We start from the raw sequence: 20,867 nt of genomic DNA on the forward strand, positions 1-20,867 counted from the left end.
CGGGCGGGTCAGGGGATGTCGAGCAGCTTCTCGCGCACGGCGTACATGACGGCCTCCATGCGGGAGTGCAGCTGCAGCTTCTCCAGGATGTTGCGCACGTGGTTCTTGACGGTGTTCTCGCTGATGAACAGCTGGCGGGCGATCTCCCGGTTGTTCAGGCCCTTGGCCACCAGCCGCAGCACCTCGAGCTCGCGCTCGGTGAGCCGCAGACCGGGGACCTGGTCCCGCTCCGGCTTCGACATCTGCTTGAACTCGTCGATCAGCTTGACCGCCATCGACGGGCTGATCAGGGACTGGCCGTCGGCCACCACCCGGATCGCCTGCGCGACCTCCTCGATGGAGGAGTCCTTGAGCAGGTAGCCCGCGGCTCCGCTCTTGACCGCCTCGTAGAGGTCGGCCTCCTCGTCGGAGACCGTCAGCATGATGATCTTCGCCGAGGGCACGACCTCCTTGATGGCGACGCAGGCCTCGATCCCCGAGCGCTTGGGCATCCGCACGTCGAGCAGGACCACGTCGGGGGCGGCGCTGGCCGCGAGGTTGGTGCCCTCGATGCCGTCGCCGGCCTCGCCCACGACCTCGATCGCGGGCTCGACGCCGAGCAGCATCACGAGACCTCGGCGGAAGAGCTCCTGGTCGTCGACGACGAGGACGCGGATCGGTTCGGCGTCCACAGGGCCCGTTTTCTCCGTCGTGTTCTCACTCACGCGGCAATCATGGCACGACCGGGCCACCCGTGGGGATCCACAGGGGCCCGGTCGGGCCGTGTGTCGCTCTCGGGCCATGGCCCGATCGGGCGCACCGCAACACGCGGCGCGGCGGCGGTGGCGGCCTCAGTGCCCGAGGTCGAGCGAGATCACGCCGTAGTCGTAGCCCTTGCGGCGGTAGACCACCGCCGGTCGTTCGCTGTCCTTGTCGACGAACAGGTAGAAGTCGTGGCCCACGAGCTCCATCTCGTAGAGGGCCTGGTCCAGGGTCATCGGCGCGGCGGCGTGCGACTTCTCCCGCACCACCAGTGGCCCGTCACCGGTGACGGTGATCGGCCCGACCTGGCGCTCCAGGGTGCGCACCCCGTCGTCCTCGGTCTCGGCCGGTGCCGGGTCGGCGGCCGCCAGGGCCTCGGCGACGGAGACCGGCGTGTGCCGTCCGTGGTGGACCTTCCGTCGATCGGCGGCCCGGCGCATCTGGGAGGCCATCTTGTCCACGGCGAGGTCGAGCGCGCCCATCTTGTCGTCGGCGGCCGCCTCGGCCCGGATCACGGGGCCCTTGGAGAAGGCGGTGAGCTCGACCCGGACCGCCCGGTCGTGCAGGCGTGGGTTGCGCTCCTTCTCGACCTCCACCTCGACCCGGATGATCCGGTGGTCGTGCTTCTCGAGTCGGGTCAGCTTCTCCTCGACATGACTGCGGAAACGGTCGGACACCTCGCAGTGCCGCGCGTTGACCACAACATCCATGTAGACCTCCCGTGCATCGGTTGGTTGGTTACCTCAGGGCATGCCGATCCCCCGCGCGGGGCGGTTCACGTGACGGTGCACGTGGTGGGAGGCGGGCAGCCGGGATGGAGTCCGTCCGGCCGACCTGGTCTTCGACCCCACAACCGCCTGCTGAGGCTCTCGCGGCTTGTTGCCACTACCCACCTTCTCCCGCACCTCCGTCGTGTCTGACGACGGAGACGGGGCAGGACTTACCTCTAAGCCGCACCGTGATCGTCCCCTGCACGAGGCAGATGACTTACGTGGACCGCTTCGCCTGCGACTGGCTTCGGCTAGCCGACAGGGGCCCAGGGCCAACCTGACGACGCAACCACGGACCCGGACGGACTCCATGACGTGACGCTAGTCGGTGGGGCGCGACATAGCCAGAGAACCCGGTTGAAGATTGGCTGTGAAACGGCGTCTGGTGGCGGCCACGACGGCGATGCCGAGCGGCGGCAGACCGACCGCCGTGAGCGCCCGCTGCGCCTCCCGCGCGGTGGCACCGGTGGTGAGGACGTCGTCGCAGACGACCAGCCGCACGGCCCGCCGTCGCCTGCCCAGCCGGACCAGACCACCGCCGGGGCAGTGCATCGAGCCGGCCAGGTTCGCCGCCCGCTCCGTCGCGTCGAGTCCGGCCTGGTCGAGCACCGGCCCCACCCGGAGCAGCCGGTGCGGCAGGGCGTCGTACCCGAGCCGCCGCAACCGCCGGGCGGCGTGCCGCACGAGCGCGTACGTCGGGTCGTGGCCGCGGCTGCGGGTGCTGGCCGGACGCGACGGGACCGGCACGAGGACCAGGGGAACGTCCGGGCCGTCGGGATCGCACCCGTCGGGACCGTCGGGACCGTCGGGACCGTCGGGACCGTCGGGACCGTCGGGACCGCACCCGTCGGCCGCCAGCGCGTGGACCGCGTCGGCGAGCAGCTCGCCCAGCGGACCCGCCAGACCCAGCTGCTGGTGCTCCTTGTGACCGAGCAGCAGGGTCCGCAGGAGGCCGGCGTACTCCCCCGCGGCCCAGGCCGGCGCCAGGCCGGGCGGGCAGGGGGTGGGCCGGGTCGGCCACGGCCCGGCGTCGAGGCCGGCCCGGCAGTCCGCGCACAGCAGCCGGCCGGGGTCACCGCAGCCGGCGCACGCGGCGCCGGTGACCAGGTCGACGAGGGCAGCCCGCACCGGTCCAGTAGACCTCCCGCCACCGACACCCGGCCACCACATCCCCGGTCGTGTGCTCAGGTGGCTGCCCCGGCAGCCTGCTGGGCACACGAGTGCGGGGTCAGCCGACGTAGGTGAGGGCCTGGATCCCCAGGAGCGGCACTCCGGCGTCGATCTCGGGGGGCAGCTGGAGGGCGGTGCCGTCGCTCGGCACCACCCACAGCGGTGTGTTGGGCACGGGGGAGGCGGCCAGCCGCGCGATGTCGTCCCGGATCAGCTCGGTCGCGGTCTCGCCGTACTGCGTCGCGGGAGACCCGTCGACCGAGAACGTCCGCACCTCCGACAGGGCGTCGGAGAGCTTGCTCAGCACCACGATGTCCGTGGGTGAGCGCCAGCCCAGGTCCCGCAGCTGGAGCTGCTCGCCGACGCCCTCGAGGATGGTGCGGGCCCGGCTCGCGCGCACCGTCTGCCCGCCGGTCTCGAGTCGGCTCAGCACCACCACGTCGCTGCCCCGCCGGTCCAGCGCCGCGGCGATCCGCGTGCCGTCGCGGGAGACCAGGAAGTCGATGACGTTCTCGCCGCTGATGCCCGGCACCGACACCACGCGCCGACGCCCGTCGGCGTAGACCGAGACCTGCGCGCCGTCCGGGCGCCGGTCCAGCACCCAGAGCCGACCGCTGTGGTCCCAGGCCGGCTTGGCCAGGTCCGAGGCGCCGGTCAGCAGGGTGCGGATGTCCCCGGCACCGCCCGAGCTCACCGGGCCGAGGGAGAGCTGGCTGCGGTTCCCCGACACCACCGCCGCCCGCTCGGCGGGCAGGTCGATCGCGACGTCGGCGAGCCGGTAGTTGCGGCGGCCGAAGGGCCCGCGGACCCGGCTCTCCCGACCGCTGTCGGAGGCGACCAGCCGGCCGTTCCGCAGGCCGAACAGGTCCTGCCACGCGTAGACCCCGGTCGGGTCGTAGATCTGGCCGACGACGATCGGCACGTCCGAGCTGCTGCCGGACTGGCTGACCGGGGTGTCGCCCACGGTGACCCGCAGACGCTCAACGCTGGGGTCCTGGCGCAGGGTCCACGCGATCTGGACCGTCATCAGCTCCAGGGTCTCCGGGTCGACGCCCGAGATGTCGCCCTGCAGCGCCACGTCGGCCAGCCCGTTCGGCGAGACCGGCACGGACAGGTCCAGACGCAGTCCCTTCGGGAAGAAGGACCGGGAGACACCACGCATGCCCTCCGCCGGTCCCCGCAGGAGGCCCCGGACCAGGGCGGTGGAGAGCTGGCCGCCGCGCGGCACGAACACCGGCTCCGGGACCAGGATCTCGCCGCTCGGGTCGAAGAAGTAGAGCGAGACCTGCCGGTAGCGCTCGTCGAACCACGAGTCGGAGACGATCAGGGCGTTCGGAGCCTCCTTGATCCGCCACTCGCCGTCCTCGACGGTCATCGGGAAGGACACCGTGGCCGAGGAGTCCGGGAGCGGACCCTGCCAGGCCCCCCGGGAGTCGAGCCGGTTGCCGTCGATCAGCGTGACCTCGACGTCGCTGGTGCCGCTGGGGGTGGAGGTGTCGGCGTAGGTGATCATCCGCTCCTCGGGGTTCCACGACTCGCGGCTCGAGGAGGCGAGGAACTCGCGGGCCACCGAGGTGGTGATCGGGTTGGCGGTCATCGCGTCGAGGAAGTGCCGCACGATCTCCGCGGGCGTCTCCCCGGGCTGCGGCGGCCGGGGCTCGTAGGGGAAGCCCTCGTCGAGCGTGGCCGTGCGGCGCTCCGGGCCTACCTCGACCGGTCCGGCGTCGGGCAGTCGCACGCAGGCGCCGGAGAGTCCGACCAGCAGCAGGGCGGTGAGCAGCCGGGTGAGGCCGGCCCGACCGGTCCGCCCGGCCCGACCGGCCCGACCGGTCCGCCCGGTGGGTCCGGTGGGCCCTGTGGGGATGGTCATGGGGTGCTCCCCTCGGAGTCCTCGGGAACGAGCGGCAGCGGGCTCTGCCGCAGGACGCCGCCGGCCCGGCGCGGCAGCGTCAACCGGAACTGGGCGCCCTGGCCGGGCAGTCCCCAGGCCTGCAGCCAGCCACCGTGCAGGTGCGTGTCCTCCAGCGCGATCGACAGGCCGAGGCCGGTGCCGCCGCTGGTGCGGGCGCGCGCCGGGTCGGCCCGCCAGAACCGGTTGAACACCAGCGCCGCCTCCCCGGGGGCCAGCCCGACCCCGTGGTCCCGGACGGCGATCGCGGCCGCGTGCTCGTCGCCGGCCACGTGGACCACGATGCCCCCGGACTCGGCGTGGTCGATCGCGTTGCTCACCAGGTTGCGCACGATCCGCTCGACCCGGCGGCCGTCCGCCTCGGCCAGGCACGGCTCGGAGGTCGCCCGGACCTCGACCGAGGTGCTGCGCTGCTCGGCGAGCCCGCGGGTCATGTCGACGACCCGGTGCGCGATGTCGGTGAGGTTGACGTCGTCGAGGTCGAGCACCGCGGCTCCGGCGTCGAACCTGCTGATCTCGAGCAGGTCGGTGAGCAGCCCCTCGAAGCGGTCCAGCTCCGACTGCAGCAGCTCGCTGGCCCGGGCCGTCACCGGGTCGAAGGAGTCACGGGCGTCGTGCAGCACGTCCCCGGCCATCCGGACCGTCGTGAGCGGCGTGCGCAGCTCGTGGGAGACGTCGGAGGTGAACCGGCGCTGGACCCGGGACAGCTCCTCGAGCTGCCGGATCTGGCGCTGCAGCGAGGACGCCATCTGGTTGAACGAGGTCGCCAGACGCGCGATGTCGTCGTCGCCGCGCACCCGCATGCGCTCCTCGAGCTGACCGGCCGCGAGTCGCTCGGCCACCCGGCGGGCCAGCCGGACCGGGCTGACCACCTGTCGCGTGACCAGCCAGGTGAGACCGGCCACCAGCACCAGCAGCAGGATCCCGGCGGTCAGCATCGCGCGGGCCACCAGCGCCATCGTCTCCCGCTCCTGCTGCATGGGGAAGACGTAGTAGAGGGTGTAGAAGCTCCGGTCCGCCGGCAGCTGGACGCGGGAGCCGACCACGACACCGGGCTCGGAGGCGCCGTCGGCGTGGTCGATCGTGGTGAAGGTCCAGGCCGTCGACGAGGAGCTGTCGAAGTGGCCGACGAGCCGGTCCGGGACGCTGGTCAGCTCGAGGCCCGGCGAGTAGCGGGTGCCGCCCGCGGCGAGGTTGGTCGGCTCGTCGTCGACCGGGCCGCTGAGGACCACGTCGAACCCCCGCGACTGGCCACGCAGGATGATCGGCTCGACCAGCTGGGCGAGCTGGCGGGAGACGTCGTCGTCGGTGCCCGGTACGGCGGCGAGCCGGGTCTCCGCGTCGTTGGTCTCGTTGCCGGCCTCGGCCACGACCGTGCGGACCCGGGCGTCGACGAGCCCGTCCCGGGTCTGCTGCAGCAGGAACCAGCCGACCACGCCGACCACGATCGCGGAGAGCAGCACGGTGCTGACGACGACCCGGGCCTGGATCGAGCGGCGCCAGAAGGTGAAGCCCCGGCCGGCGGTGTCGGTGGTCGCGCGGACCAGCCGGCGCAGCATCGCGCTCGGGGCCGGCGACCCGCTGCGGCCGGCCGCCCCGACCGTCCGTTCGACTACGTCGGCCACCCGACCGCCTACGCGGATCCGGCCTTGTAGCCGACTCCCCGGACGGTGACCACGATCTCCGGGTTCTCGGGGTCGTGCTCCACCTTGGAGCGCAGTCGCTGCACGTGCACGTTGACGAGCCGGGTGTCGGCGGCGTGCCGGTAGCCCCAGACCTGCTCGAGCAGCACCTCGCGGGTGAAGACCTGCCAGGGCTTGCGGGCCAGGCAGACCAGCAGGTCGAACTCCAGCGGCGTCAGGCTGATGGACTGTCCGCCGCGGCTCACGGCGTGGCCGGCGACGTCGATGTCGAGGTCGCCGATCGTCAGCGACTCCTGGGCGTCCGGGTCGAGCCGACGCACCCGGGCCCGGATCCTGGCCACCAGCTCCTTGGGCTTGAAGGGCTTCACGACGTAGTCGTCGGCACCGGACTCCAGGCCCACCACGACGTCGACGGTGTCGCCCTTGGCGGTCAGCATCACGATCGGCACGCCGGACTCCGCCCGGATCTCCTTGCAGACGTCGATGCCGCCCTTGCCGGGCAGCATCAGGTCGAGCAGGAGGACGTCCGGGCGGTAGTCCCGGAACTCGGCCAGGGCACGGTCGCCGCGACCGCACACCCGGCTGTCGAAGCCCTCCTGGCGGAGCACGATCGTGAGCATCTCCGCCAGGGAGGCGTCGTCGTCGACGACCAGGACCCGCCCCCGGGGGGCGAGGTCCTGCTGGTCCTGCGGGCTCCCGACCGTCATGCTCCCCCCGCTCAGTAGCGGTACTGGTCCGACTTGTACGGACCCTCCACCGGCACGCCCAGGTAGGACGCCTGGTCGTCGGTGAGCTCGGTGAGCCGGACGCCGAGAGCCGAGAGGTGCAGTCGTGCCACCTCCTCGTCGAGGTGCTTGGGCAGCACGTAGACGCCGGTGGGGTACTCCTCGAGCTTGGTGAACAGCTCGATCTGGGCCAGCACCTGGTTGGTGAAAGAGTTCGACATCACGAACGACGGGTGGCCGGTGGCGTTGCCGAGGTTCATCAGCCGGCCCTCGGACAGGATGATCACGCTGGGGCCGTCGGGGAACGTGAAGACGTCCACCTGCGGCTTGACGTTCTTGCGCTCGATCCCGGGCCAGCTCTCGAGACCGGCCATGTCGATCTCGTTGTCGAAGTGGCCGATGTTCCCGACGATCACCTGGTGCTTCATCCGGCTCATCTGCTCGGCCGAGACGACGTCCTTGTTGCCGGTCGAGGTGATCACGATGTCGGCGACGGGGAGGACGTTCTCGAGGGTGTCGACCTGGTACCCGTCCATCGCCGCCTGCAGCGCGCAGATCGGGTCGATCTCGGTGACGATCACCCGGGCGCCCTGGCCGCGCAGCGACTCCGCGCAGCCCTTGCCGACGTCGCCGTACCCGGCGACGACCGCGACCTTGCCGCCGATGAGGACGTCGGTGGCGCGGTTGATGCCGTCGATGAGCGAGTGCCGGCAGCCGTACTTGTTGTCGAACTTGGACTTGGTGACCGAGTCGTTGACGTTGATGGCGGGGAAGAGCAGCGAGCCCTCCTTCATCATGTCGTAGAGACGCAGCACACCGGTGGTGGTCTCCTCGGTGACGCCCTTGATCTCGCCGGCGATCCGGGTGAACCGGTCCTGGCTGCGGGCCAGCGAGGACTGCAGCACCCCGAAGACGATCCGCTGCTCCTGGCTCTTCGCGGAGGCGGGGTCGGGTGCCTGGCCGGACTTCTCGGCCTCGACACCGAGGTGCACCAGCAGCGTGGCGTCGCCGCCGTCGTCGAGGATCATGTTGGCGAACTCGTCGGCCGGCCAGTCGAGGATCTGCTGGGTGCACCACCAGTACTCCTCCAGCGTCTCGCCCTTCCAGGCGAAGACCGGCACGCCCTGGGGGTCCTCCGGGGTGCCCTCGGGGCCGACGACGACCGCAGCGGCCGCGTGGTCCTGGGTGGAGAAGATGTTGCAGGAGGCCCAGCGGACCTCGGCGCCGAGGGCCACGAGGGTCTCGATGAGCACCGCCGTCTGGACGGTCATGTGCAGCGAGCCGGCGATCCGGGCGCCGGCGAGGGGGCGGGAGGCGCCGTACCGCTCACGCATCGCCATGAGGCCGGGCATCTCGTGCTCGGCCAGGCTGATCTCGGTGCGTCCGAAGTCGGCCAGGGCCAGGTCTGCGACCTTGTAGTCCATCTCAGTGGTGTCCTCGGGTGATGGGGAGGCGGGCGGAGAACCAGCCTAGCCGCGGCCCCCTCACCAGCGGGAATCCTCGAGGATCAGGGCGCCAGGGGCTCCGCCGGCGCCTCCGCGACGCGGAGGATGTCCGGCTCGAGGTAGATCACCGTGGCGGTCGGCTCGGCGGCCCGGATCGCCGCCTCGGCGGCGTCGATGGCCTCAGCCACCTGGGTGGCGGTGCTGGCCTCGGGGACCGCCACCTTGGCGCCGACCAGCAGCTCCTCGGGGCCCAGGTGCAGCGTCTTCATGTGGATGAGGCGGTCGATGCCCGGGGCCTCGGACAGGGCGGCGACGATCGCGCGCTGCGCCTGGGGCGAGGCGGCCTCGCCGAGCAGCAGGCTCTTCGTCTCGATCGCCAGCACCACCGCCACGACGACGAGCAGCACGCCGATCAGCGCCGTGCCGGCCACGTCGAAGTACTGGTTGCCGGTGATCAGCATGAGCGAGACCGCGACGAACGCGAAGACCAGGCCGAGCAGCGCCGCCAGGTCCTCGAGCAGGATCACCGGCAGCTCGGGCTTCTTGGCCCGGCGGACGAACTCGGCGTAGGAGGCGTTCCCCTTGACCTTGTCGGTCTCCTGGATGGCGGTGCGGAACGAGAACGACTCCAGCACGATGGCGATGGCCAGGACCACCAGCGGCACCCACTGCTTCCAACCGGAGCCGAGCTCGGAGTGCCCCTCCGCGATCTCGTGGTACTTGTGCCAGGCCTCGTAGAGCGCGAACAGGCCACCGACGGAGAACAGCACGATCGCCACGATGAAGGCGTAGACGTACCGCTCCCGGCCGTAGCCGAACGGGTGCTCCTCGCTGGCGGACCGCTTCGCCCGCTTGCCGCCGAGCAGCAGCAGCCCCTGGTTGCCGGCGTCCGCGACGGAGTGGATCGCCTCCGCGAGCATCGAGCTGATCCCGGTGAGGAAGAACGCGGCGAACTTCGTCACCGCGATCCCGCTGTTCGCCAGGAGTGCCGCGACCACTGCCTTGGTGCCACCGTCTGCTGCCATGGCGGGAAGGCTACCGAACCGGCCGGCCGGTCCCGGGACCGCGGCTCAGGAGTCCGCGAGCCCCAGGGCCAGGTAGGTCGAGGCGTACCCGCCGGCCAGGTGCAGCCAGGCGTAGCGGGCGACCTCGCTGCCGGTGTCGTGCCGCAGCGTCTCCACCCGCACGCCGCGGGCGGATGCGGCGGCCTGCAGGTGGCCGCGCTGCTCGCGCACGACCGCGTCCTCGGCGCCGTCGTCGAGCACCAGCAGGGCCGGTCTGAGGTCTCCGGCCTCGTCCGCGAACGGGTCGACGAAGACGTCCCGGGGACGCGCCGCCCCGATGACCGGGAGCAGGTGCTCGGCGTCACCGGCCAGGGCCGGCCGCCCGGAGTCGCGCCGGATGAACTCGGCCACCCGCCGCGCGGCGCGGGCCGCGAGCACCGACCCGCCCCACACCAGGGGCTGGGCGTCGGCCAGGGAGATGGCCAGCATCTTCGCCGGGTTGACGGCCAGGTCGCGGAACGGGGAGCAGGCGATCGCCACCTCGTCCAGGGCCGTGGCCACCTGCTCGGGGTCGGTCGCCGGGCCGAGCTCGACGCGGTGCAGGTAGTCGAGCATCACCACCGCGGTCGCCAGCTGGTCACCCGTGTCGGTCGGCAGGATCGTGGTCCACCGCCCCTGGGCGTGCTCGGCGACCATCGAGTCCGCCTCGCAGGCCACGACCACCTGACACCCACGACGTACGGCCTCGGCGACCGCGGACGCGGCGGCGGGGTCGGAGCGCTCCGGCGCGAGCATCACGACCAGGTCCAGTCCGCCGGCCCATCCGGGCAGCGCCGGCCCCGGCCAGGCCACGAACGGGACCGGGCACCACGGCTCCAGCACCGCCCGCAGGAGCCGGGAGTCCGGACCGGCCGCGATCACCGCCCGCGGGCGGAAGTCCTCGTGCCGGGAGACGGCGTCGGCGATCGCCTCGGCGGCCTGGTCGACGGCCGCCCGGACCCGCGCGCCGGCACCCGCCAGCCGTCGCAGCACGGCGTCGGACGCGGCCAGGGCCGCCTCGTCGTCGAGGCGGGACTCGTCGAAGTACCCGGGCACGGCTCGGACCTCAGCCGGGTCGCCGGGCCTCGTCGACGAGCAGCACGGGGATGTCGTCCCGGACCGGGTAGGCCAGCCCGCAGCCCGCGCACACCAGCTCCTCGCCCGCGGGCCGGAGCGTGCCGTGGCACGACGGGCAGACGATGATGTCGAGCAGGTCCTGGTCGAGGTTCACGCGTCGCTCCTGATCACGCTGAGGACACCGTCGCGGACGGCGCTCATGGTCTCGGTGTCCCTGCCCTCGGCGTTGAGCCGGAGCAGGGGCTCGGTGTTGGAGGCCCGCACGTTGAACCACCAGTCGTCGTGGGTCACGGTGAGGCCGTCGAGGTGGTCGATCTCCACGCCGGGCCGGTCGGTCCACACCCCCTCGAGGGTGTCGAGCACCCGCTGCTGGTCGGACACCGTGGAGTTGATCTCCCCGGACGGGGCGAAGCGCTCGAACTCCGCCAGCAGGGCCGACAGCGGCCGGTCGGTCGCCGCGAGCGCGGCCAGCGCGTGCAGGGCGGCCAGCATCCCGGAGTCGGCCCGCCAGAAGTCTCGGAAGTAGAAGTGCCCGCTGTGCTCGCCGCCGAAGATGGCGTCGGTCTCGGCCATCGTGGCCTTGATGTAGGAGTGCCCGACCCGGGTCCGGACGGGCGTGCCGCCGCGCTCGGTCACGATCTGCGGCACCGCCCGCGAGGTGATCAGGTTGTGGATCACCGTCGAGCCGGGGACCCGGTCCAGCTCCCGGGCGGCGATCAGGGCGGTCAGCGTCGAGGGCGGCACCGGCCGGCCCCGCTCGTCGACCAGGAAGCAGCGATCGGCGTCCCCGTCGAAGGCCAGCCCGATGTCGGCGCCCTCGGCCAGCACCCGCCGCTGCAGGTCGACCAGGTTCTCCGGGTCGATCGGGTTGGCCTCGTGGTTCGGGAAGGTCCCGTCCAGCTCGAAGTACATCGGCACCAGCTCGACGCGGTCCTCGCCGAGCCGCTCGAACACCGCCGGCGCGGTCAGCCCGGCCATGCCGTTGCCGGCGTCGACGACCACCTTGAGCCGTCGTCCGGCCACGGGCGCCAGAGCGATCAGGTGGGCGGCGTAGGCGGCCAGCACGTCGTGGCTGGTGATGGCACCACCGCGGGGACTGGTGATCTCACCGCCCTGCGCCACGAGGTCCCGGATCGCGGCCAGCCCGGTGTCCGTGCCGACGGGGGCAGCGCCCGCGTGGCACATCTTGATCCCGTTGTACTCCGCGGGGTTGTGGCTGGCGGTGAACATCGCGCCGGCGTGGCCGAGGTGGCCGGAGGCGAAGTACAGCTGGTCAGTGGAGGCCAGTCCGATCAGCACGACGTCGGCGCCGGCCGAGGCCGCGCCGTCCGCGAAGGCACCGGCCATGCCCGGCGACGAGGGGCGCATGTCGTGCCCCACGACGACCGTGTCGGCGCCGGTGACCGACACGAACGCCCCGCCGATCCGCCGGGACAGGTCCTCGTCCAGCTGCTCGCCGACCAGGCCGCGCACGTCGTACGCCTTGAAGACCGCGCGCAGGTTGGCCGGATCGACGGTGCTGACGGCGGACATGCAGGGAGCCTATCGGTCAGTCGCTGCTGAGGACGCGCAGGTGGCCGCGCCGCCTGGTCTCGCGACCGGTCTCCGCCTCGGGCGCCGAGACCGCGTGGACCGGGACCGGTGCGGGCGGGGGTGGGAGCGGGCGCGCCGCCTCCCGCACGGCGTCGGCGAGCGCCAGGAGGTCGTCGCTGGTGGGCCCGGCCGCGGACGGGTCGGGTGCCAGCCGCAGCACCTCCCAGCCGCGCGGGGCGCTGAGCCGCTCGCTGTGGGACTCGCAGAGGTCGTAGGCGTGCGGCTCGGCGTAGGTGGCCAGGGGGCCGAGCACGGCGGTCTGGTCGGCGTACACGTAGGTCAGCGTCATGACGGCCGGGCGACCGCACGCGGTGCGCGAACAACGACGTGCAGGATTCACGCCCCCGACGCTACCCCGGCCGGAGCACCGGCCCCATTAGGCTCGCGGCGTGGCCGACTCCCCCGACCCCGACCCCGACCCCGCACCCCACCGCCGACGACTGCGGGACCGGCGCGGCCGCGGCCTGCGCGGACCTGCGATCCGTCCCGCCGACGGGCCCGGGCAGCCCAGCCCGCCGGCGCGACCGGGACCCCGCGAGCGCTTCGACCGGACGGTGCTCGACGTGGTCACCGAGGTCGACGCCCGGTGGCAGCACCGGCTCGGCCTGGTCGAGTACGCCGTCGAGGAGGTGCCGCTGGTCCCCGAGGACTGGTCACCGGACCAGGTGCCGCTGTCCTCGCTGGTCCGCGGGAGCGGGAGCACACCCACCCGGCTGGTGGTCTTCCGGCGGCCCCTGCAGCAGCGGTGCCAGGACCGCGAGGAGCTCGAGGCCCTGGTGCTGACGGTCGTGGTGGAGCAGTTGGCCGACCTCCTCGGCATCGATGCCGAGGAGGTCGATCCGCGCTACCGCCGGGACTGAGCCGAGCGGGCGGCTCAGCCCACCTTCGAGTCGAGGGTGACCGCGATCTCGCGCTGGTCGCCGTCCCGGTCGACGGTCAGCGTGATCTCCTCGCCGGGCAGGTGGGTCCGGATCGCCACGATCAGCGTCGGGCTGTCGGTGACCTGCCGCTCGTCGACCGCGGTGACGACGTCGCCCGCCTTCAGTCCGCCCTTCGCCGCGGGGCTGCCCGGCTCGATGCCGTCGATGAGCGCGCCCTGGCCGGACTCGTCGGTGGTGACCGTCGCCCCGATGACCGGGTACCGCGCCTCGCCGTCCTTGAGGATCTGGTCGGCGGTGACCCTGACCTGCTCGATCGGGATGGCGAAGCCGACGCCGATGTTGCCGGACTCGCCGCCCAGCGAGCTGCCGGTGGTGGCGATCGCGGAGTTGACGCCCACGACCTGACCCTTGAGGTTCACCAGGGGGCCGCCGGAGTTGCCGGGGTTGATCGCGGCGTCGGTCTGCACGGCGTCGATGTAGGAGGCCAGGTCGTCGCCGTTGCCGGTGGTGACCGGCCGGTCCACGGCGCTGACGATGCCCGAGGTCACGGTGCTGCTCAGCCCGAGCGGCGAGCCGATCGCCACGACCGCCTCGCCGATCCGCAGCGACTGCGACGCCCCGAGTGCGGCCGGCTCGATCTCCGGGGCGTCCTTCACGAACAGCACCGCGAGGTCGTACACCGCGCTGCGGCCCACGACCTCGGCGTCGTAGCGCTTGCCGTCGCGGGCGACGACCTTGATCGCGCCGTTGTTCTTGGCGGCGTCCTCGACGACGTGGTTGTTGGTGATCACGTGTCCTTGGCGGTCCATGAAGAAGCCGGAGCCGGTGGCGCCGAGGCTGCGGTTCTCGACGTCGGCGAGGATCTGCACCGTGCTGGGGAGCAGCTGGTCGGCCACGGCGGCGATGCTGCCGTTGTCGGCCGGCAACGGGGCCTCCGAGACCGTGTCCACCCCGGCGAAGCCGTCGGCGCTGCGTCCGGGCGAGGAGTTCGCGTCCCGCCACTCGTCCACCGCGACGCCACCGATCGCTCCCCCGACCAGGCCGACCACCAGGGCCAGCGCGGCGACGGCCGGCCACACCCAGCCGGACAGCCGCGGCCGGCGGGAGGTGTCCTCGCCCCGGTCGCCGCCACCGCCCGTGACGGGGTAGCCGCCGTGCTGTGTTGGGTAGCCACCGCCCTGACCCGGGTACCCGGACCCCGGTCCGTCGTCCCAGGGGCTCTGCGGGCCCTGGGGACCCTGGGAACCCTGGGAACCTTGGCCCTGCGCGGCCGGCCGACCGTAGCCGGCGTACGACGAGCCTCCGGTCGGAGTGCTCGCAGGGGCGCCGTAGGGCTCGTCCGGGAGCTGCCGGGTGTGCTCGACGTCGGACGGCGCGTCGCCGTCCCGATGGGGCTCGTACGGCGAGTTCGTGCCGGGCGTGTTCTGGTCGTTCACGGTGTGATCGTCACCCACTTCTGGAGGGTCGCGCCGACCTGGGTCAGCCGGGCGATCGGGGAGGATTCGCGCGAGGTCGCGCCCGGGGGCTGCGACTCACGCACGCTGGACGTGGTCGGGGCGGTGCCCTGCGGGGCCTGGGTGCCGCCGGTCAGGGAGGTCACCGGCGCCCGGCGGTCGAGGCCGGGGGCGTTGGCGGGCACGGAGACGGCCAGGACGCCGACCATGGCGGCGCCGAGCGACCCGGCGCCGATGGCGGCGACCAGCACCGTGCGCCGCCGGTCGGTCACGGTCGCGGACCCGGACCGCAGGTCCGGCCCGGCCGGCCAGGCGGTCACCGAGGACAGGGAGCCGCGCAGGTGGTCGGGGGCGGAGGGCGGGGGCGCCATGGCCAGCCCCGCGAGCCGGGTCTTGACCCAGCCCTCGCGCTCCACCTGGCCCCGGCAGAGGGCGCACAGGTGCACGTGCGCCCACAGCCGCTCGGCCTCCGCTGCGGGGAGCTGTCCGTCGACCAGGGCACTGACCCGGGTGCCGACGTGACCGATGACCGGGCCGATCATCGGGCGGCCTCCGGCTGGTGCTCGTGCGGGGCCGGACCGGAGTAGCGGGTCCGGCCCGCGGACGGCGCGCGGTGCGCCAGAGCCTCGCGGAGCATCGCCCGGCCACGGTGGATGCGTGATCGCACCGTGCCGAGCTTCGCGTCGAGGATCCCGGCGATCTCCTCGTAGCTGAGCCCCTCGATGTCGCAGAGGACGACCGCGGCCCGGAAGTCGGGGGGCAGCTCGGAGAGCGCACGCTCGATGTCGTCGTCGAAGGTGCGGTCGGCGTACTCCTGGTGCGGTGCGCCGGCCAGGCTGCCGAGCCGGGCGGCCCGCTCGTCGGACAGCGCGTCGAAGCGGATCCGCTGACGGCGCCGGGCGCCGTCGAGGAACAGGTTCGTGGTGATCCGGTGCAGCCAGCCCTCGAACGTGCCCGGGGCGTAGGTGTCGAGCGAGCGGAAGACCCGGACGAACACGTCCTGGGTCAGGTCCTCGGCGTCCGCGGGATTGCCGGTCAGCCGGTAGGCGAGCCGGTAGACGCGCTCGGAGTGCTGCGCCACGATCTCGTCCCACTCGGGGACCGACGTCGTCTCCACCGCTGCTCCTTCGCCTCGCCTCGTCCGGATCCGTCCCTGTCTCGTCTCGCCCACGCTAGGCACCGCGGCTGAGAGGAACCTGAGCCCTCACCCCACGGAAGCCATGAAGTGCGCCTGTCCCGTGCAACGATCCCCGACGGTGCGGTGTTCCCCGGCGTTCCGGCCGCGTCCCCGCGCCGGGCGCCCCGGGAGCGGTAGTCTCCCGGGAGACTGTGTGACGCACGAGGCTCAGGAGGCCGTCATCACCACCGCGATCAAGCCCGCCAGCTGGTCCTACGCCGAGGAGTTCGTGGCCGAGGACGAGATCGTCGAGAGCGCCCGGGCCCGGGCCCGGGAGGTGGGTGTGGTCCCGGTCGGCTCCGGCGCCGGCGCCGCCCTGCGCTTCCTCGCCTCCGTCCTCGACGCTCGCGCCGTGGTGGAGATCGGGACCGGCACCGGGGTCTCCGGGCTCTGGCTGCTGCGCGGCATGCGCGCCGACGGGGTCCTGACCACCGTGGACATCGAGACCGAGCACCAGCGACTGGCGCGGCAGACGTTCACCGACGCCGGGATCCCCGCCCAGCGGGCCCGGACGATCTCGGGCGCCGCCCTCGAGGTGCTGCCGCGGCTCACCGACGGGCACTACGACCTGGTCTTCTGCGACGGCGACAAGCGGGAGTACGACGCCTACCTCGCCGAGGCGCTCCGGCTCCTGCGACCCGGCGGTGTGGTGGTCTTCGACAACGCCCTGTGGCACGACCGGGTCGCCGACCCCGCCCAGCGGGACGAGGAGACGGTGGCGATCCGAGAGCTGGGTCGGGTGGTGGCCGAGTCCGAGGGCCTGATCTCGGTGCTGCTGCCGGTCGGCGACGGGCTGCTGGCGGCGAAGAAGGTCTGGGTCCCCGAGGCCTGAGCCCGGTCCCGGCCGGCCCGGACGGATGGTCCCGGCCGGGTGATCCCCCCCTAGCGCAGCCCCGCCAGGGGGTCGGCTCCGCTGAGCCAGTGCAGCAGGGCGCGGACGCCGAAGCCGGTCGGCCCGGCGGTCCACTCGTCGCGGTCCTCGGGGGCGTCGCCGACGGAGGCGATGTCGAGGTGCGCCCACGGCACGTCGCCGGTGAAGTGCTGCAGGAACAGCGCCGCGGTGATCGCGCCGGGTCCCCCGGGGGCGTTGTCGGCGTCGGCCACCTTCGAGGCGAGCTTCTCCTCGTAGTCGGCGTTGAGCGGCATCCGCCAGAGTCGCTCCCCGCTCGCCCGGCCGGCCTCCTCGAGGGCGGTGGCCAGCACGTCGTGGTCGGCGAAGAGGCCGCCCGTGCGCAGCCCGAGGGCGACCTTCATCGCCCCGGTCAGCGTCGCGACGTCGACCAGGGCGTCCGGCGACAGCTCCTGGACCGCGTAGGCCAGCGCGTCGGCCAGCACCACCCGGCCCTCCGCGTCGGTGTTGGTGACCTCCGTGGTCCGCCCACCGAAGTGCCGCACCACGTCGCCGGGCCGGTAGGCGTCGCCGCCGATGGCGTTCTCGGCGGCCGCGACCAGGCCGGTGACCCGGACCGGGCAGCCGAGCTCGGCGAGGGCGCCCATGGTCGCGATCACCACCGCACCCCCGGTCATGTCCCGCTTCATGTTCACCATCGCCTCACCGGGCTTGATCGAGAGCCCCCCGGTGTCGAAGGTGATGCCCTTGCCGACCAGGACGACGTGCCCGCGGGCCCTGCGGGGCCGGTAGTCGAGCCGGATCAGCCGCGGCGGCGTCGCCGAGGCCCGCCCCACGGCCAGGATCCCCCCGAAGCCCTCCTTGGTCAGGCGCTTCTCGTCCCAGACCGTGCAGGCCAGTCCCGAGGCCTGCGCGACCTCGACGGCCCGGTCGGCCAGCCAGGCGGGGCTCTTGAGGTTGGACGGCGTGGCCGCCAGGGCCCGGGCCCGCCACCCGGCCGCGGCGACCGCCACGGCCGCGTCGACCGTCGGCTGCCGGTCCGGCGCGCCGGCCAGCAGCACCCGGCGTACCGGCTGTGCCACCGGCCCGGACGAGCGCCAGTGGAACTCGAACGAGCCCAGCGTGAGGCCGATGACGAACGCGTGCAGCCCCGAGTCGCCCGCGACCGAGGCGACGCTGCTCGCCACCAGGTCCCGGTCCTTGGTGGCGCGCCCGAGCGCGGCCCCGGCCCGTCGCAGTGCGTCGTCCCCCGTGTCCCCCACCCCGACCAGCAGCACCGCGGTGACCCGGTCGTGGTCCGGCACCGGATGGGTGGTGACCTCACCGGCCCGGCCGGTGGCCCGGTGCGCCTCGAGCACCGCCAGGAGGTCGAGACCGAGCTGGTCCGCGACGTCCGCGGCGCCCGGTCCGACGGCAGGGGCCTCCGCCCCGTCGGCAGGGAGCACCGGCAGCGCGACCAGCACCGGGCCGGCCGCTGCCGTGAGCGGCTCCGTGGTGAGGCTGAAGGTCGGAGGCGAGACCTGGGGTGGAAGGGTGGTCTGGGCGGGGTCTGGGGTCACCGGGTCAGCCGACGACGTCCTTGAGGGCGTCGCCGAGAGCGGTTGCCTCATCGGCGTTCAGCTCCACCACGAGGCGGCCACCGCCCTCGAGCGGGACCCGCATCACGATGCCGCGTCCCTCCTTGGTGACCTCCAGCGGACCGTCTCCCGTCCGCGGCTTCATCGCCGCCATCCGCGCACCTCTTCCCTGTGTTGTCGCGCGCCGTCCGGCGCGTCGCACGCCGGACCATTATCCCCCATGCCCGCGCCGTCCTGAACCGGGCCGGGTCCCGGGGCTGGCAGACTCCCTCCCATGCATGCCCGGTCGGCCCTGTTCGACGTCTACGGCGACCACCTGCGCACCCGCGGCAACCGGGCTCCGGTGGCGGCCCTCGTGCGCCTGCTCGAGCCGGTGGGGATCGCCGCCCCCGCGGTGCGCACGGCCATCTCCCGGATGGTCATCCAGGGGTGGCTGGAGTCGGTGTCGCTGCCCAGCGGTCGCGGGTACGCCGCCACGGAGCAGGCCATCCGCCGGCTCGACCGGGCCGGCGAGCGGATCTACCGCACCGGGGAGCGGGACTGGGACGGCCGGTGGCAGCTGCTGCTGCTCGACCCGATCCGGGACCGGTCCGCCCGGACCCGGGTCCGGGCGGCGCTGGGCTGGATGGGCTACGCCGAGCTGGGCGACGGGGTCTGGGTGAGCCCGTGGCCGCAGCCGGAGCTGGACGCCCTGCTCGCCCGGGAGCAGGTGACCGCCGCCCGGGCGCTCGCGCACGACTTCGACCCGCCCGCCACGCCGGCCGCGTGCTGGGACCTGGCCCAGCTCGGCCAGGAGTACGCCGTGTGGCTGGAGGAGGTGACCTCGGCGCCCCGGCCGGCCGCATGGGGGCAGGCCCCGGACGGCCACGACGACCCGGACCGCCGGGACTTCGCCCAACGCTTCCACCTGGTGCACGACTGGCGGATGTTCCTGTTCCGCGACCCCGGCCTGCCCGACGTACTGCTGCCCGCCGACTGGCCCGGTCGCGCGGCTGCGGCACACTTCACCGAAGAGGCCGACCGGCTCAAGCCGGGGGCCGACCGCTTCGTCGACCGCTGCCTGTACTGACCCGTGCTGGGCACGCCGGAAGGGATCACCATGAGCGAGACGACCGACCGACCCGTGCGACTCGACGTGACCGACGGTGTCGGCACGATCACGCTGGACCGGGCCGAGGCCATGAACAGCCTCGACATCGCCACCAAGGAGGCGCTGCTCGACGCGGTGCGCTCCGCGGCCGAGGACCCGGCCGTGCGGTGCGTGGTGCTCACCGGCACCGGCCGCTCGTTCTGCGTCGGTCAGGACCTCAAGGAGCACATCGAGCTCCTCGACTCGGGCAGCAGCGAGCAGCTCTTCACCACCGTCGAGCGGCACTACAACCCGATCGCCACGCTGCTCGCCACCATGCACAAGCCGGTGATCGCCGCCGTCAACGGCGTCGCCGCCGGGGCCGGGGCGAGCCTGGCCTTCGCCTGCGACTTCCGGATCCTGGCCGAGGGGGCCGGGTTCAACCTGGCCTTCACCGGGGTCGCGCTCTCCTGCGACACCGGGGCGTCGTGGACCCTGCCCCGGCTGGTCGGCGGCGCCCGGGCCATGGAGCTGCTCTACTTCCCCAGCACCCTCTCGGCGCAGGAGTCCCAGGAGCTCGGACTGGCCACGCGGGTGGTCCCGGCCGAGGCCTTGGCCGACGAGGTCTCGGCGCTGGCCCGCCGGCTGGCCGACGGGCCGACCGTCGCGTACGGCGCGATCCGGCGCTCGGTGGCGAACTCGGCCGGCTCGTCCTTCGAGGACGGGGTCGCCTTCGAGAAGGAGATGATGACGCTCACCGGCGGCACCGAGGACCACCGGGCCGCGGTGCAGGCCTTCGTCGCCAAGGAGAAGCCGCGGTTCACCGGCCGCTGACGGGCCGGGGAGGGCCCGACGGCCGGCCCGACAGGCCCGGCCCCAGTGGGTCGGCGGGAGGGTCGGCTCAGACGGCCGAGGTGAGGTAGGCCCAGGTGAACACGGCCACCCCGACCAGCATGCCGACGTGGGCCAGAACCGAGAGCCCCGGCCCCTCGCTCCACTCGTCGAGCACGGCGTCGGCCGAGTGCCGGCCCCGCGAGGGCAGCCACCGGACCAGGATCATCAGCCCGGCGATCGCGGTGATCCAGAAGAACGCCAGCCCGGCGACCCCGATGAGCGAGTTGCCCTCGCCCTCCCCGATGCCGGTGACCAGGAACGCCGTCCACGTCATCAGTGCGGAGAGCCCCATGACCGTGTGCGTGTTCAGCAGCACCGGGGAGATCTGCAGCCGGCCGGCTCCGGCCCGGTCACCCCCGAGGCGGATCCGGGTGAGGACCACGACGACGCCGGCCAGGGCGGTCAGGACGTAGACGATCCACTGAAGGGTCACGCGTCGAGTCTGCCCTAAATCTCGCGCCGGTCGCCATCGGCCGCGCCGTCCGGCGGTGCGGTGCCTTCCGGGGCCCGGTCCGGCGTGTCCGGCGCGGAATCAGGCCCGGGATCGGCCGGCCCCGAGTGGCCCGCCTGCCCCGCCCGCTCCGTCTCCTCCGTCTGCTCCGCCTGCTCCAGCTGGGTGGCCAGCCGGGCGAGCAGCGCGTCGACCTCCGCCATCCGGTAGCCGCGCACCGCCAGCGGGAACCGGACCCGCCGCAGGTCCTCGCCGCGCACGGCCCCGTCCACGGGCACGCCGGCGTCGGGCCGGTCGTCGTACACCCGGGCCATCGGGGAGCCGTAGCCGGAGGCCACCAGCGCGATGCCGCCCATCGCCAGCACGATGAGCATCGCGAACACCCACATCATCGGGGG

The 20,867-nt window shown here is 73.3% G+C and carries 23 protein-coding genes; 4 read left to right on the forward strand and 19 right to left on the reverse strand.

All coding sequences use genetic code 11. The features are described from left to right. Positions 1–8 precede the first annotated feature (8 nt). The 12 genes from IE331_RS11600 to IE331_RS11655 form a co-directional block, all read right to left on the reverse strand. Positions 9–671 carry a response regulator transcription factor gene (locus IE331_RS11600; protein WP_318646816.1) on the reverse strand — a complete coding sequence of 221 codons (663 nt, stop codon included), beginning with the start codon at positions 669–671 and terminating at the stop codon, positions 9–11. 159 nt (positions 672–830) lie between these two features. Then, positions 831–1,451 (reverse strand): ribosome hibernation-promoting factor, HPF/YfiA family, encoded by a 621-nt coding sequence (gene hpf / locus IE331_RS11605; protein ID WP_192143592.1) that lies wholly within the window; start codon positions 1,449–1,451, stop codon positions 831–833. Positions 1,452–1,832: 381 nt separating this feature from the next. Next, positions 1,833–2,639 (reverse strand): ComF family protein, encoded by an 807-nt coding sequence (locus IE331_RS11610; protein ID WP_192143593.1) that lies wholly within the window; start codon positions 2,637–2,639, stop codon positions 1,833–1,835. A gap of 100 nt (positions 2,640–2,739) precedes the next feature. Beyond that, positions 2,740–4,551 (reverse strand): LpqB family beta-propeller domain-containing protein, encoded by a 1,812-nt coding sequence (locus IE331_RS11615; RefSeq protein WP_192143594.1) that lies wholly within the window; start codon positions 4,549–4,551, stop codon positions 2,740–2,742. Continuing rightward, entirely contained in the window at positions 4,548–6,215 is a 1,668-nt protein-coding gene (gene mtrB, locus IE331_RS11620; RefSeq protein WP_201931673.1) for an MtrAB system histidine kinase MtrB, read from the reverse strand. The genes IE331_RS11615 and mtrB overlap by 4 nt, the downstream gene beginning before the upstream one ends. Positions 6,216–6,223: 8 nt before the next feature. After that, positions 6,224–6,940, reverse strand: coding sequence for an MtrAB system response regulator MtrA (gene mtrA / locus IE331_RS11625; RefSeq protein ID WP_192143595.1), 717 nt, complete (start codon positions 6,938–6,940; stop codon positions 6,224–6,226). Positions 6,941–6,951: 11 nt separating this feature from the next. Continuing rightward, positions 6,952–8,382, reverse strand: coding sequence for an adenosylhomocysteinase (gene ahcY / locus IE331_RS11630; protein ID WP_192143596.1), 1,431 nt, complete (start codon positions 8,380–8,382; stop codon positions 6,952–6,954). 83 nt (positions 8,383–8,465) lie between these two features. Then, complete coding sequence (locus IE331_RS11635; RefSeq protein WP_192143597.1) at positions 8,466–9,428, reverse strand: cation diffusion facilitator family transporter; 963 nt, start codon at positions 9,426–9,428, stop codon at positions 8,466–8,468. A 45-nt stretch (positions 9,429–9,473) separates the two neighbouring features. Beyond that, on the reverse strand, positions 9,474–10,502 hold the full coding sequence (locus IE331_RS11640) for an SIS domain-containing protein (RefSeq protein WP_192143598.1): 1,029 nt from the start codon (positions 10,500–10,502) through the stop codon (positions 9,474–9,476). A 10-nt stretch (positions 10,503–10,512) separates the two neighbouring features. After that, a complete protein-coding gene (locus IE331_RS11645) occupies positions 10,513–10,677 on the reverse strand; it encodes a Trm112 family protein (protein ID WP_192143599.1) in 165 nt (54 codons plus the stop codon). Next, complete coding sequence (locus IE331_RS11650) at positions 10,674–12,056, reverse strand: phosphomannomutase/phosphoglucomutase (protein WP_192143600.1); 1,383 nt, start codon at positions 12,054–12,056, stop codon at positions 10,674–10,676. The genes IE331_RS11645 and IE331_RS11650 overlap by 4 nt, the downstream gene beginning before the upstream one ends. A 16-nt stretch (positions 12,057–12,072) precedes the next feature. After that, on the reverse strand, positions 12,073–12,405 hold the full coding sequence (locus IE331_RS11655) for a DUF3499 domain-containing protein (protein ID WP_225580002.1): 333 nt from the start codon (positions 12,403–12,405) through the stop codon (positions 12,073–12,075). Between the two features lie 100 nt (positions 12,406–12,505). Here IE331_RS11655 and IE331_RS11660 point away from each other — a divergent pair, with 100 nt between their 5' ends. Continuing rightward, positions 12,506–12,976 carry a metallopeptidase family protein gene (locus IE331_RS11660; protein ID WP_201931675.1) on the forward strand — a complete coding sequence of 157 codons (471 nt, stop codon included), beginning with the start codon at positions 12,506–12,508 and terminating at the stop codon, positions 12,974–12,976. A 14-nt stretch (positions 12,977–12,990) separates the two neighbouring features. On the opposite strand, the gene IE331_RS16995 is transcribed toward IE331_RS11660, so the two are convergent. Genes IE331_RS16995 through sigE form a run of 3 tightly spaced genes read right to left on the reverse strand, consistent with a single transcriptional unit; the run spans position 12,991 to position 15,568 of the window. Beyond that, positions 12,991–14,433 (reverse strand): S1C family serine protease, encoded by a 1,443-nt coding sequence (locus IE331_RS16995; protein WP_192143602.1) that lies wholly within the window; start codon positions 14,431–14,433, stop codon positions 12,991–12,993. Continuing rightward, positions 14,430–14,993, reverse strand: coding sequence for an anti-sigma factor family protein (locus IE331_RS11670; protein ID WP_192143603.1), 564 nt, complete (start codon positions 14,991–14,993; stop codon positions 14,430–14,432). The genes IE331_RS16995 and IE331_RS11670 overlap by 4 nt, the downstream gene beginning before the upstream one ends. Continuing rightward, on the reverse strand, positions 14,990–15,568 hold the full coding sequence (sigE, locus tag IE331_RS11675; RefSeq protein ID WP_201931682.1) for an RNA polymerase sigma factor SigE: 579 nt from the start codon (positions 15,566–15,568) through the stop codon (positions 14,990–14,992). The genes IE331_RS11670 and sigE overlap by 4 nt, the downstream gene beginning before the upstream one ends. Positions 15,569–15,782: 214 nt before the next feature. Between sigE and IE331_RS11680 the strand changes: the two genes are divergently transcribed. Beyond that, positions 15,783–16,460, forward strand: a complete 678-nt coding sequence (locus IE331_RS11680; RefSeq protein WP_318646817.1) for an O-methyltransferase — start codon at positions 15,783–15,785, stop codon at positions 16,458–16,460. Positions 16,461–16,510: 50 nt separating this feature from the next. On the opposite strand, the gene IE331_RS11685 is transcribed toward IE331_RS11680, so the two are convergent. Beyond that, a complete protein-coding gene (locus IE331_RS11685; protein ID WP_201931684.1) occupies positions 16,511–18,037 on the reverse strand; it encodes a leucyl aminopeptidase in 1,527 nt (508 codons plus the stop codon). A gap of 4 nt (positions 18,038–18,041) precedes the next feature. After that, positions 18,042–18,209, reverse strand: coding sequence for a DUF3117 domain-containing protein (locus tag IE331_RS11690; RefSeq protein ID WP_090967556.1), 168 nt, complete (start codon positions 18,207–18,209; stop codon positions 18,042–18,044). 120 nt (positions 18,210–18,329) lie between these two features. Here IE331_RS11690 and IE331_RS11695 point away from each other — a divergent pair, with 120 nt between their 5' ends. Together IE331_RS11695 and IE331_RS11700 are read left to right on the forward strand one after the other, a co-directional pair. Then, positions 18,330–19,124, forward strand: a complete 795-nt coding sequence (locus tag IE331_RS11695) for a PaaX family transcriptional regulator (protein ID WP_192143607.1) — start codon at positions 18,330–18,332, stop codon at positions 19,122–19,124. A 30-nt stretch (positions 19,125–19,154) separates the two neighbouring features. Continuing rightward, complete coding sequence (locus IE331_RS11700; protein ID WP_192143608.1) at positions 19,155–19,958, forward strand: enoyl-CoA hydratase/isomerase family protein; 804 nt, start codon at positions 19,155–19,157, stop codon at positions 19,956–19,958. Positions 19,959–20,025: 67 nt separating this feature from the next. Here the strand turns inward: IE331_RS11700 and IE331_RS11705 are convergent, their stop codons facing one another. Both IE331_RS11705 and IE331_RS11710 read right to left on the reverse strand, forming a co-directional pair. Beyond that, positions 20,026–20,451 carry a hypothetical protein gene (locus IE331_RS11705; RefSeq protein WP_192143609.1) on the reverse strand — a complete coding sequence of 142 codons (426 nt, stop codon included), beginning with the start codon at positions 20,449–20,451 and terminating at the stop codon, positions 20,026–20,028. Between the two features lie 14 nt (positions 20,452–20,465). Next, positions 20,466–20,861 (reverse strand): DivIVA domain-containing protein, encoded by a 396-nt coding sequence (locus IE331_RS11710; protein WP_201931686.1) that lies wholly within the window; start codon positions 20,859–20,861, stop codon positions 20,466–20,468. Positions 20,862–20,867: the final 6 nt, after the last annotated feature.

Origin of the sequence: Nocardioides donggukensis, from assembly GCF_014842875.1 — a bacterium.
In the GTDB taxonomy this organism is placed as follows: Bacteria; Actinomycetota; Actinomycetes; order Propionibacteriales; family Nocardioidaceae; genus Nocardioides; species Nocardioides donggukensis.